This window comes from Streptomyces cinereospinus (genome assembly GCF_042430725.1).
GTDB classification, from domain to species: Bacteria; Actinomycetota; Actinomycetes; order Streptomycetales; family Streptomycetaceae; genus Streptomyces; species Streptomyces cinereospinus.
Window position 1 is genome coordinate 57,765 of record NZ_JBHMCY010000003.1, and the last position, 11,668, is coordinate 69,432.

9 protein-coding genes and 1 riboswitch are annotated in these 11,668 nt (G+C 73.3%); of the genes, 4 read left to right on the forward strand and 5 right to left on the reverse strand.

Translation table 11 applies throughout. From position 1 onward, the window contains the following. Nucleotides 1-2 precede the first annotated feature (2 nt). Nucleotides 3-2,480 (reverse strand): DNA helicase PcrA, encoded by a 2,478-nt coding sequence (pcrA, locus tag ACFF45_RS02105; protein WP_381341074.1) that lies wholly within the window; start codon nucleotides 2,478-2,480, stop codon nucleotides 3-5. Nucleotides 2,481-3,135: 655 nt separating this feature from the next. Beyond that, nucleotides 3,136-3,305, forward strand: a riboswitch (cyclic di-AMP (ydaO/yuaA leader). A gap of 8 nt (nucleotides 3,306-3,313) precedes the next feature. On the opposite strand from pcrA, the gene ACFF45_RS02110 reads away from it, so the two are divergent. Next, a complete protein-coding gene (locus ACFF45_RS02110) occupies nucleotides 3,314-4,507 on the forward strand; it encodes a C40 family peptidase (protein WP_381341076.1) in 1,194 nt (397 codons plus the stop codon). Nucleotides 4,508-4,605: 98 nt separating this feature from the next. Here the strand turns inward: ACFF45_RS02110 and ACFF45_RS02115 are convergent, their stop codons facing one another. After that, nucleotides 4,606-4,959 carry a hypothetical protein gene (locus ACFF45_RS02115; RefSeq protein WP_381341079.1) on the reverse strand — a complete coding sequence of 118 codons (354 nt, stop codon included), beginning with the start codon at nucleotides 4,957-4,959 and terminating at the stop codon, nucleotides 4,606-4,608. A gap of 451 nt (nucleotides 4,960-5,410) precedes the next feature. On the opposite strand from ACFF45_RS02115, the gene ACFF45_RS02120 reads away from it, so the two are divergent. Next, nucleotides 5,411-6,469, forward strand: a complete 1,059-nt coding sequence (locus ACFF45_RS02120) for a C40 family peptidase (RefSeq protein ID WP_381341081.1) — start codon at nucleotides 5,411-5,413, stop codon at nucleotides 6,467-6,469. A gap of 286 nt (nucleotides 6,470-6,755) precedes the next feature. Here ACFF45_RS02120 and ACFF45_RS02125 read toward each other — a convergent pair whose 3' ends face one another. Both ACFF45_RS02125 and ACFF45_RS02130 read right to left on the reverse strand, forming a co-directional pair. Continuing rightward, nucleotides 6,756-7,499, reverse strand: coding sequence for a LuxR C-terminal-related transcriptional regulator (locus ACFF45_RS02125; RefSeq protein ID WP_381341084.1), 744 nt, complete (start codon nucleotides 7,497-7,499; stop codon nucleotides 6,756-6,758). Further along, nucleotides 7,496-8,794 carry an ATP-binding protein gene (locus ACFF45_RS02130; protein ID WP_381341087.1) on the reverse strand — a complete coding sequence of 433 codons (1,299 nt, stop codon included), beginning with the start codon at nucleotides 8,792-8,794 and terminating at the stop codon, nucleotides 7,496-7,498. Before ACFF45_RS02130 ends, ACFF45_RS02125 begins: the two co-directional genes overlap by 4 nt. A 179-nt stretch (nucleotides 8,795-8,973) precedes the next feature. Here ACFF45_RS02130 and ACFF45_RS02135 point away from each other — a divergent pair, with 179 nt between their 5' ends. Then, nucleotides 8,974-10,440, forward strand: coding sequence for a PspC domain-containing protein (locus ACFF45_RS02135; protein ID WP_381341089.1), 1,467 nt, complete (start codon nucleotides 8,974-8,976; stop codon nucleotides 10,438-10,440). Further along, on the forward strand, nucleotides 10,427-10,666 hold the full coding sequence (locus ACFF45_RS02140) for a hypothetical protein (RefSeq protein ID WP_381341091.1): 240 nt from the start codon (nucleotides 10,427-10,429) through the stop codon (nucleotides 10,664-10,666). The genes ACFF45_RS02135 and ACFF45_RS02140 overlap by 14 nt, the downstream gene beginning before the upstream one ends. Nucleotides 10,667-10,976: 310 nt before the next feature. Here ACFF45_RS02140 and ACFF45_RS02145 read toward each other — a convergent pair whose 3' ends face one another. After that, nucleotides 10,977-11,516: a DoxX family protein gene (locus ACFF45_RS02145; RefSeq protein ID WP_381341094.1), complete on the reverse strand. Its 540-nt coding sequence runs from the start codon at nucleotides 11,514-11,516 to the stop codon at nucleotides 10,977-10,979. Nucleotides 11,517-11,668: the final 152 nt, after the last annotated feature.

An 11,668-nucleotide genomic window follows, 5' to 3' on the forward strand; every position in this document is an offset into this window, starting at 1 on the left:
CTCTAGAGCTTCTCCACCGGCGCGTACCGCAGCAGCAACCGCTTCGGCTTGGCGTCCCCGAAGTCGATGGTCGCCTCGGCGTTGGCACCGGCGCCCTTCACCGCGACGACCGTGCCGAGGCCGAACTGGTCGTGCGTCACCCGGTCCCCCACCGCCAGCGCGGCCACCGGCTGCTCGGACGTCCGCCGCGTGGCGAACCCGGACGCGCCGGACGCCGAGGAGCGCGAGCGGGACGAGGACAGCGAGGCCGCGACGCCCGAGACCGGGCCCGCGGGGGCCGCGGAGCCACCCGTACGCTTCCAGTCCACGTGCGCGGCGGGGATCTCCTCCAGGAACCGGGACGGGGGGTTGTACTGCGGCTGGCCCCAGGCGCTGCGCATCACGGACCGGGTGAGGTACAGCCGCTCCCGCGCGCGGGTGATGCCGACGTACGCCAGGCGCCGCTCCTCCTCCAGCTCCTTGGTCTGGCCGAGGGCGCGCAGGTGCGGGAAGACGCCGTCCTCCATGCCGGTGAGGAAGACGACCGGGAACTCCAGGCCCTTGGCGGTGTGCAGGGTCATCAGCGTGATGACGCCGTCGCCGTCCTCCTCGTCGGGGATCTGGTCGGAGTCGGCGACCAGGGCGACCTGCTCCAGGAAGTCGGCCAGTGTGCCCGCTTCCTCGCCCCCGCCGCGCTGCTGCTCGAACTCCAGGGCGACGGCGGCGAGTTCCTGGAGGTTCTCGATCCGGGTCTCGTCCTGCGGGTCGGTGGAGGCCTGCAACTCGGCGAGGTAGCCGGTGCGTTCCAGCACGGCCTCCACGATCGTCGCCGGTCCGGCGCCGGACTCGACGATCGTACGGAGGTCCTCCATCAGCGTGTTGAACCGCTTCACGGCGTTCGTGGACCGCGCGGCCATGCCGTAGGCCTCGTCGACCCGCTTGAGCGCCTGCGGGAAGCTGATCTTCTCGCGCTGGGAGAGGGCGTCGATCATCGCTTCGGCGCGGTCGCCGATGCCGCGCTTGGGCACGTTGAGGATCCGGCGCAGCGGCACCGAGTCCTCCGGGTTGGCCAGCACGCGCAGGTAGGCCAGGACGTCCCGGACCTCCTTGCGCTCGTAGAAGCGGACGCCGCCGACGACCTTGTAGGGCAGGCCGACGCGGATGAAGATCTCCTCGAAGACACGGGACTGGGCGTTGGTGCGGTAGAACACGGCGACGTCACCGGCCTTGGCCTCGCCCGCGTCCGTGAGGCGGTCTATCTCGTCGGCGACGAACTGGGCCTCGTCGTGCTCGGTGTCGGCGACGTAGCCGGTGATGCGCGCGCCCGCGCCCGCGTTGGTCCACAGGTTCTTGGGGCGGCGGGACTCGTTGCGCTCGATGACCGCGTTGGCCGCGGAGAGGATCGTCTGCGTGGAGCGGTAGTTCTGCTCCAGCAGGATCGTCGTCGCGTCCGGGTAGTCCTCCTCGAACTGGAGGATGTTGCGGATGGTCGCGCCGCGGAAGGCGTAGATCGACTGGTCGGCGTCGCCCACCACGCACAGCTCGGCGGGCGGCGGCTCGCCCCCGCCGGGCGGCACGTCCTCGTCGTGCGCGCCGGTGCCGACGAGCTCGCGGACGAGGGCGTACTGGGCGTGGTTGGTGTCCTGGTACTCGTCGACCAGGACGTGCCGGAAGCGGCGGCGGTAGTGCTCGGCGACGTCCGGGAAGGCGCGGAGCAGGTTGACCGTCGTCATGATCAGGTCGTCGAAGTCGAGGGCGTTCGCCTCGCGCAGGCGTGACTGGTACAGCGCGTACGCCTGGGCGAGGGTCTTCTCGAAGCCGTCGGCGGCCTGGGCGGCGAAGTCCTCCTCGTCGATCAGCTCGTTCTTGAGGTTGCTGATCCTGGCGCTGAAGGACTTGGGCGGGAAGCGCTTGGGGTCGAGGTCCAGGTCGCGGCAGACCAGGGACATCAGGCGCTTGCTGTCGGCCGCGTCGTAGATCGAGAACGACGAGGTGAAGCCGAGCCTCTTGGACTCCCGGCGCAGGATGCGCACGCACGCGCTGTGGAAGGTCATCACCCACATCGCGTTCGCGCGCGGGCCGACGAGCTGCTCCACGCGCTCCTTCATCTCGCCCGCGGCCTTGTTGGTGAAGGTGATCGCGAGGATCTGCCCCGGGTGCACCCCGCGCTCGCCGAGGAGGTGGGCGATGCGGTGGGTGAGGACGCGGGTCTTGCCGGAGCCGGCACCGGCCACGATGAGCAGGGGGGAGCCGGAGTGGACGACGGCGGCGCGCTGGTTGTCGTTCAGCCCCTCCAGGAGCGCGGCGGCGTCCACGGCGGGGCGCGGGGCGCCGTCGCGGTAGTAGGCGTCCCGGTCCGGGGGCACGTCGTCGAACTTCCCGCCGAACAGATCGTCCGGGATCGGCTCCGGAGCGTGCTCGTCCTCGGGCGGCGGGGGCTCCTCGTGGGCCCGCGGGGCCTGGAGGTCCGCCAGGAAGCTGTCGTCAAAGAGGCTGCTCATCGCTCTCCGAGTCTAGGGTGCCCCACCGACAGCCCGCGGCCGCCCCGGAAACATCCCGGACCGGAACAGCGGACGATCGTGCGGGGAAGACCGACGATCTTGCCGCGGCGAGGCGGTGGGCCCCACCGCGGCGAGGCGGGCGATCCCGCCGCGGCGCCGAGGCCGGACGGCCACGGACGTAAGGCCGGCGACCGTACCGGCACAGACAGAAGCCGGCCTCGCGCGCGAGATGTGCCCCGGCCACGCACGTGAGGCCTGCGGTCACGCACGTGAGGCCCGGTCCGACCTTGCACGTGAGGCCCGCTCCGACCACCCACCGCACGACAGACCCGGCCACGCACCGCACGACGGACCCGGCCACGCATCACCCGGCAGACCCCGGCCGCACACCGCGACGCAGCCCACGGCCCCCACCGGCCACGCACGCGACGCAGACCCCTGCCCACACCACGAGGCGGGCACCGCCCGGCCGCCGCCGCGGCCGCCGGCCGCGCACGCTCACCGTCCGAACACGATCTCACGCGAGCCGTAACGACTGACTAAAGGTCACGAAAATGTATCGGGCATATCACCCACCAACCTTCACACGGGCCACACGAGTTGGCTACCGTTCCGGTCAGGCCGCACGACCCCCACCGGCGAACGTCGCCGGGCCGCGCGGCCTCCGCCGAGTCCGGTGCGCCCCAGGCAGCCGGAGCCGGGGACCCAACCGAATCTGGGGTGAATCGGCCCGCCTCCCTCCCCGGGAGCGGACCGTAGGGCAACCCTTCCGAACCACCCGCCCGAACCCGACAGCTAACCCGGTAGGCGGCAGATGGAAGGAGTCGCCTCCTTTGGCGTCGCACCGCAAGTCGCGCCCCGCCGGCGCGCGCGCAGCAGGTATACGGACCCCCGCACTCGCCACCGCCGCCCTCACGTCCGTGGCCCTGCTCTCCCAGACCGCCAACGCCGCCCCCTCGGCCGACGACAACCCGAGTCTCGAAGAGGTCGAGAAGAAGGTCGACGACCTCTACCGCCAGGCGGAGTCGGCCACCGAGAAGTACAACGCGGCCAAAGAACGGACCGCGAAGCAGCGCAAGCGCGTCGACACCCTCCTGGACGACGTCGCCCAGCGCGCGCAGCGGCTGAACGACGCGCGCGAGGAACTGGGGACGTACGCCGCCGCCCAGTACCGCACCGGCGGGTCCCTCCCCGAGACCGCCACCTTCCTGCTCGCCGACTCGCCGCAGGACTACCTCGACCGGACGCAGCTGATGGGCCGGCTGACCAGCCGCCAGAAGGACGCGGTCGACGAGTACTTCACCGAGCAGTCCGCGACGATGAAGAAGCGCCAGGAGGCCACCGAGAGCCTGACGACGCTCACCGAGTCGCAGAGCGACCTGCGGACGGCCAAGGCCACGGTCCAGCAGAAGCTCGCCGACGCGCGGGAACTGCTGTCGCGGCTGACCGCCGAGGAGAAGGCCCGCCTCGCGGCGATCGAGAAGGAGAAGCAGGAGGAGGCCGAGCGCAGGGCCGCCGAGCTCGCCCGGCAGCAGGCGGCGGAGCAGCGGCGCCTGGAGGCGGCGCGACAGGAGCAGGAGCAGGTGCAGGAGTCGGCGGGCGGCGGTTCCTCGACCGCGACCGGCGACCCGTCCGGTTCCGGGACGTCGGTGCCGGACTCCGCGTACGGCACCAAGGCGGAGAAGGCGCTCGCCTTCGCCCGCGCCCAGATCGGCAAGCCGTACGTCTGGGGCGCCACCGGCCCCGACTCCTACGACTGCTCCGGCCTCACCCAGGCCGCGTGGAAGGCCGCCGACGTCAGCCTGCCCCGCACCACCTACGACCAGGTGAACGCCGGCACGACCGTCTCCCTCGCCGCCGCCCTGCCGGGTGACCTGATCTTCTTCTACGACGACATCACCCACGTCGGCCTCTACATCGGCAACGGCATGATGATCCATGCCCCGAAGCCGGGCGCGTACGTCCGCGAGGAGTCGGTCTACTACGACGGCGAGTCCTCCATCCACAGCGTCGTCCGCCCGGCCTGACGCACCCGGCGCCGGGAAGCGTGCGAAGGGCACGCGCGCGTGCGGGGTTCTCCGCGGCACGCGCGCGTGCGGCAGGACGTCGGGCGAGGGGCGGGCGGTCAGGTCCAGAGCACGGCGATGAAGACGTTCGCCGTGGTCAGCAGGCCCACCAGCCCGAACGTGCCCTTGTCCACCCGCTCCTCGTCCCGCTTCACGTAGACGAGGCCGAGGATCACGATCAGCAGGGCCAGCTTCACGCCGATCTTGATGTTGTCGACGGTCTGGTCGTCGGCCTGGTTCAGGCCGACCAGGATGACGCCGGTGACCAGCATGGTCAGGGCGCCGTGCAGCATCGCCGGGACGAAGCGCGCGGTGCCCTGGCCCATCGCCTTCATCTGGGTGAGGAAGCCGCCGAGCAGCGACGCGATGCCGATGATGTGCAGGCCGACGAAGAGGTGGATGAGTACGTCCATGGGGCCGGAGCCTAATGAGGGGGTCCGCGCCCGTCCCACACCGGGCCGCCCACGGACGCACGGTGACTGCATATATGCGCCATAGCACTTGCGCCCCTCCGCCCACCCCCGGAATCGCCGCTTCGGTCATCGCGCTGCGCGAAGAAGACGGCCTCCCCCGGACGCCACGATCACGTACGGTCACCGGTTGCTCCCCTTCCGCCACTTCCGCACAGGGCACACCGGGCCGCCGCGGCCGGGCTTAGCGTCCTCCACCAGGTGACCGGCTCCTCACCGCCGCCCTGGCCAGGGGCGGCAGCCGGGCACCACCGCCGAAAGGCCCGGCGGCGCCCCGCAGCCCCTGCGCGGAGCGCCGCCGGACGCGTCAGCCGCCCCGGGCGGTCGTACGTCCACCCGGTGGCCGTACGGACACGGCGGCCGACCGAGTCGTACGAAAGGACGTGCAGTCCACGTGGCAGCGCACCGCAAGCCCCGGCACCGCTCGGCCCACGGCCCCACGGCCCGCACGGCGGCGACGATCGCCCTCGCGGGCGCGGCGACCGCCACGGGCCTCGACGGGACCGGCCACGCCGAGCCCCAGCCGACGCCGGGGCAGGTCAGGGCCGAGGTGGACGAGCTGTACCGGGAGGCGGAGGTCGCCACCGAGAAGTACAACGGCGCCGAGGAACAGGCGCGGGCGGCACAGCAGCGGCTGAACGCCCTGCGCGACGAGGCCGCCCGCAAGGAGGACCGGCTGGCCTCCGCCCGCGACGCACTCGGTGCGCACGCGGCCGCCCAGTACCGCGACGGCGGACTCGACCCCGCCCTGCGCCTCGTCCTCTCCGCCGACCCCGACCAGTACCTCGACGGCGCCGCCCTCGCCGAACGGACCGGCGACCGGCGGGCGGCCGCCGTCGCACAGGTACGCCGGCAACTGCGCGAGATCGAGCAGCTGCGCGGCGCCGCACGCTTCGAGCTGACGGCGCTCCGGTCCCGGCAGGCCGAGCTGAACCGGCACAAGAAGACCGTCACCGGCAAGCTGGACGAGGCCCGGCGGCTGCTGTCGCGGCTGACGGCCGAGGAACGGGCACGGATCGCGCAGGACGACGGCACCGGCCGCGCCCCGACGGCCGGCCGCGCCCCCCTTTGGGCGCCCGGGCCGGCCACGACGGCGGCACCCAACGCCCGGGCCGCGGCCGCCGTCGCGTACGTCCACCAGAAGCTCGGCAGCCCTTACGTGTGGGGCGCCACCGGCCCCGAAGCCTTCGACTGCTCGGGCCTGATCCAGGCCGCGTACCGCTCCGCCGGGGTCTCCCTGCCGCGCACCACCTACGCCCAGATCGACGCCGGCCGCCGCGTCTCGCGCGCCGAACTCCTCCCCGGCGACCTGGTGTTCTTCTACTCCGGCATCAGCCACGTCGGCCTCTACGTCGGCGACGGCCGGATGATCCACGCGCCCAACCCCTCGGCACCGGTCCGCCTCGCCCCGGTCGACGAGATGCCGTTCGCGGGGGCTACGCGGGTGGCGTGAGAGCTCGCTGAGGCCGGCGCGGGAGCCGCCGCCTGCGGCCGGCGTCAGGACGCTTCGCGGATCGTTCCGATCCACAGTCGGCGCCCGAGATCGTCCGACTCCTCCTCGCCCGTCGCGGCCGCCTCCGATCCGGTTGAACCCGACGTGGGCGAAGCGGCCGCGCGCTGTCGCCGGGCCGGCGCTCGAGTGCGTTCAGGACGGGCTGGAGATGGCCGGACGCCACGTTGTCGACCGCTCCGGCCGGCCGTTCGCAGCGGGCGGCCTGGTAGGCGTGCCTACCGGACGGTCACACCAGCCGCCGCGCCGTCGCCCAGCGGGTCAGTTCATGCCGGTTGGAGAGCTGGAGCTTGCGCAGGACCGCCGAGACGTGGGACTCGACCGTCTTCACGGAGATGTAGAGCTGCTTGGCTATCTCCTTGTACGCGTAGCCGCGGGCGATGAGCCGCAGCACCTCGCGCTCGCGCTGGGTGAGACGGTCGAGATCCTCGTCGACCGGCGGGGCGTCGGTGGAGGCGAAGGCGTCCAGGACGAAGCCGGCCAGACGCGGGGAGAAGACGGCGTCGCCCTCCTGCACCCGGAAGATCGAGTCGACCAGGTCGGTGCCGGTGATCGTCTTGGTGACGTACCCGCGCGCGCCGCCGCGGATCACGCCGATCACGTCCTCCGCCGCGTCCGAGACGGACAGCGCGAGGAACCGGACCGGCTGCTCTCCGCCGGTCATCAGCGGCGCGCAGCGGCGCAGCACCTCGACCCCGCCGCCGCCCGGGAGATGCACGTCGAGCAGGACCACCTCGGGCCGGGTCGCGGTGATGACCGTGACCGCCTGGTCGACGTCCGCGGCCTCGCCGACGACCTCGACGCCGGTCTGCTCGGTCTGGCCGATCTCGGCCTGCACGCCCGTGCGGAACATCCGGTGGTCGTCGACGAGCACCACGCGCACGCGCCGTGCCGCGCCGCCGCCCGGCGTCCGTGCGGGCCCTGCCGCCTCGTCCGCCCCCGCCGTCCCGTTCGCCTCGGTCGGCTCACTCATGACGTCCTCTCCGCCCTCTCCATCTCCAGCTCGACCTCCGTACCGCCGCCCGGCACCGCCCGCAGCCGGGCCGTGCCGCCGTTGCGCTCCATGCGGCCGATGATCGATTCTCTGACGCCCATGCGGTCGGCGGGTATCGAGTCGAGGTCGAAGCCGGGACCGCGGTCCCGGACGGACACGAAGACCGTCCTTCCCTCGACCTCGGCGTAGACCTGCACGGCGCCGCCGTCGCCACCGTACTTGGCGGCGTTCACCATCGCCTCGCGCGCGGCCTGCATCTGTGCGCCGACCTTCTCGTCGAGCGGGCAGTCGCCGACCACGACGACCTCGATGGGGACGCCGTGCTTGTCCTCCACCTCCGCGGCGTTGCGCCGCACCGCGTCGGCGAGGGTGGCCGGCTCGTCGGCCTCGTCCTTGCCGTTGCCCTCCGGCTTGTAGAGCCAGGCGCGCAGGTCGCGCTCCTGGGCGCGGGCGAGGCGGCGTACCTCGCCGGGGTGGTCCGCGTTGCGCTGTATCAGCGTCAGGGTGTGCAGCACCGAGTCGTGGACGTGGGCGGCGACCTCCGCGCGCTCCTGGGCGCGGATGCGCATCAGCCGCTCCTCGGACAGGTCCTGTGTCATACGGACGAGGTACGGACCGGCGAGGAGCGTGATGCCGACCAGCACCGCCAGGGCGGCCTGCAGCACCGAGCCGAGGTGGGCGGCGGAGCCCTGGAGGACGAAGACGCCGGTGACGCCGGCCGTGACCAGCAGGACGCCGGCCACCGCGCGCAGCAGGTCGAGGGTGCGCTTGCGGCGGCCGACCTCGACCCAGCGGGCCCGGCGGGCGTTGTCCGCCTGACGCCAGACCAGGGCGACACCGGCACCGACCAGGACGGCCGGCAGGAGGTAGGCCTGGGCGCCGCCGCCCGCGTTGACGTTGCCGACGAAGACCATGGCCACGACGACCATCAACAGCAGGGCCACGATCTGGCCCTTGTCCGGTTTGCGGGCCACGAGCTTCTTGCGGCCGTCGGGCGAGGTCTCGGTGGTCACCAGGGACGGCGGCTTCTGCGCCTCGACGCCGCCGACGCCGAGCGGCACGAAGAACCAGAAGGCGGCGTACAGCAGCGCGCCGAGCCCGTCGGCCATGAACAGGCCGACGAACACCAGCCGCACCCAGATCACGGGCAGGCCGAGATGCCCGGCCAGTCCCCGCGCCACGCCACCGAGCCAGCGTCCGTCACTGCTGCGGTAGAGCTTGCGCGGCGACCGCGGTTCGTCGAGTGGCGCTGCTGCGGTTGCGGCTTCCGGCATGCCACTGATGGTCACACGGGCGGCGGGCCGGAGCATCAGGGTCGGCCCCCTAGACGCCCCTGATCTTCGGCGGGCCGGTCCGTCGAACGCCTCCCCCGCCCCGGCTCAGGGGCGATATCAGGGTCCGGCCAGGGTCGTACCGACTCCCGCGGCGGCGGCTCGCCCGTCACCATGGACGCATGACTGATCACCAGCACGCCGCGGACGCCGTGCCCGACGCGGGCCCCGCGTCCGACACCGCCGCCGCGACCGCCGCAGGTGAGGAACCGCGCGCGCCCGAGGACCCGAGCGCGCCCGGCAGGCCCGGGACACCCGGCCCGACCGGAGCACCCTCCGGCGAGCCCGAAGCACCCGAGGGCTCCGGTACGCCGGAGCCCCCGCACAGGTTCCGGCGGGACCGGCGGCACAAGATGCTCGCCGGGGTGTGCGCAGGGCTGGGCCGGCAGTGCGACATGGATCCGGTGATCTTCCGGATCACCCTCGCCGTGCTCTCCGCGACCGGCGGCATCGGCCTGATCTTCTACGGCTTCGCCTGGCTCTTCGTCCCGTACGACGACGAGGACGAGAACGAGGTCCGCAAGCTGCTGACCGGCCGCGTCGACGGCCACGCCCTGGCCGCCGTGCTGTTCGCGCTGGTCGGCTGCGGCGTCTTCCTGACCCTGCTGAACAACGGCGGGGTGCTGACCTTCGCCGTCGTCCTCTCCCTCCTCCTCGCCGGCGCCGGTTACTGGTCGCAGCGCCGGGGCGCCCCCGACCCCGACCCGCTGGCGGCCCAGGCCGTCGCCGACGCACCGCCGGAGGCCCAGGCGCCGCCGGTCCCCTCCGCCTACCCGTCCTGGTGGCGCGACCCGATCGTCAAGGACGGCACGCACGTCGGCGGCACCGGCTACCTGTGGGGGCCGCAGGAATCCCGCGACCGGGACATCGCCGCCGCCGTCACCATCGGCCTCGGCACGGACACCGGCCGGCAGGCGCCCCGCACCCCGCGCACCGCCCCGCCCAAACCGCGCGGCCCGCGCTGGACGGGCGGCTGGATCTTCCTGCTGGCCCTGCTGGCGGGTGTCGTCGGCACGCGCCTGACCTGGCAGGAGCACCCGCTGGGCACCAGTCTGCAGACCGGCCTCGCCTGCGCGCTCACCGTCCTCGGCCTGGGCATCGCCGTCAGCGCCTTCCTGGGCCGTACGGGAGCGGGGTCGATCTTCCTGGCGGTCGTCACGGCGGGGCTGCTCGCCGCGTCGGCGGCCCTGCCCAAGAACATCGGCACGGAGTGGATACGCACGACCTGGCGTCCGGCCGCGGTGGCCGACGTGCGGCAGAAGTACGAGCTCGGCACCGGTGTCGGCACCCTGGACCTGACCCGGCTCGACCCGGCCGGGGGCCGGACGGTGGCCACGGACGCCGAGGTGGGCGTGGGCCGGCTGCGGGTGATCGTGCCGCCGGACGTGACGGTCAGGGCGACCATCGACGTGGGGCTGGGTGACATCCAGCTGCCGGGCGAGCGGAAGCAGGACGTGGACGTGGAGCCGGGCAAGTACCGGGAGGTGACGCTGGCACCCGCGGCGGGCGCCGAGGGCGCCGCGGGCACGGTCGACCTCGACCTCAAGGTGGGCGTCGGTCAGGTGGAGGTGAGCCGTGCTGCGTCATGAGTTCCAGCCGGGGAGGCTGGTCGCGGGGGCGGCCCTGATGGCCGTCGGCGTCCTCTACGCCGGGGACGCGGGCGGCGCCTGGGAGACGCCGTGGTTCGCGGTGCTCCCCATGACGGCGGGCGGACTGTGCCTGGCCGCCGTCGCCGGGATGCTGGGCCGGGGCATACGCCGCCGGGGGGCGCGCCGCGCGGCGGCGGCCGAGGCCCGGCCGAGGGCGCCGCACTGAGGCGGCACGGGACGGCCACCGGGACCGCCGGCCGACCACCCACCCGGCTGCCCGCCGGCCACTCACGGACCACCCACCCGGCCGCCCACCGGCCGCCACACCACCCGACACCGCCCGACCCGCCGCCCCGCGGCTGCCGTCGCCCGGCGTGTCAGTACCCGCCCCTGCGCCGCCGTCGAGCGCGGAGGACGGCGTCGAGGGAGAGGACGGGGGCGCCGGCGAGGACGAGGGGGGGGGAGCAGGCCATCAGGTGGGCGAGGGTCCAGGGCGACGCTGTACCGACACCTGTCCGACCAGGAGCTGCTGTGACTTACCGCCAAGCCCCCGCCTGGCCCCGTCCCCGCCGTCGGCCCCTGATCAGGGCATCCAGTGACCAGTAGGGCGCCCCGGCCAGCACCAGCGGCACCCAGCAAAACATGTACGGGAGATCGTTGCCGTAGTAGTACGGGTCGGAGGCCCAGCTCACGGTGAGCCAGAGGCTGAGGGAGATCAGCGCGCCGCCGAGGGCGGCGAGGCGGGCGAAGAGCCCGAGGAGGGTGCCGATGCCGACGGCCAGTTCGCCGCCGGCGATGGCGTGACCGAAGCCGACGGGGTTGTCCAGGGCCGGGTCGACCAGGGCGGGGACGGCCGCGGAGTCCCGGACGGTACGCATCAGGTCGCCGATGGAGCCGGGGCCGGCCGCCTGCATGAAGGCGCTGTCGGTCAGCTTGTCGAGACCGGCGTACACGAAGGTGACGCCGAGGAAGATCCGGAGCGGGAGGAGGGCGTGGCGGGTGGCGGCGTCCCGCCAGTCGGTGCGGCCGCCAGGGTAGGAGGTGCTGTGCGTTTCTGTCCGAACACCGTGAGTCATCGCTCCGTACCGCCTCTCGCCCGCCCTCGCCGTGGACCCCTCACCAGACCATACGTATGACGAGACGCGCCCGCTCAATCACGTTTGGGCCGGATGCGGCACGGACCGGCCCCTCACGCGGGCGCGGCACCCGCCGTGCGCTCCGCCCGGCC

What these genes read in the sequence shown, in the direction of transcription:
- pcrA (WP_381341074.1), bottom strand. Translation starts at nt 2,480, where the DNA reads ATGAGCAGCCTCTTTGACGACAGCTTCCTGGCGGACCTCCAGGCCCCG.
- ACFF45_RS02115 (WP_381341079.1), bottom strand. Translation starts at nt 4,959, where the DNA reads ATGGACGTACTCATCCACCTCTTCGTCGGCCTGCACATCATCGGCATC.
- ACFF45_RS02125 (WP_381341084.1), bottom strand. Translation starts at nt 7,499, where the DNA reads ATGAGTGAGCCGACCGAGGCGAACGGGACGGCGGGGGCGGACGAGGCG.
- ACFF45_RS02130 (WP_381341087.1), bottom strand. Translation starts at nt 8,794, where the DNA reads ATGCCGGAAGCCGCAACCGCAGCAGCGCCACTCGACGAACCGCGGTCG.
- ACFF45_RS02135 (WP_381341089.1), top strand. Translation starts at nt 8,974, where the DNA reads ATGACTGATCACCAGCACGCCGCGGACGCCGTGCCCGACGCGGGCCCC.
- ACFF45_RS02145 (WP_381341094.1), bottom strand. Translation starts at nt 11,516, where the DNA reads ATGACTCACGGTGTTCGGACAGAAACGCACAGCACCTCCTACCCTGGC.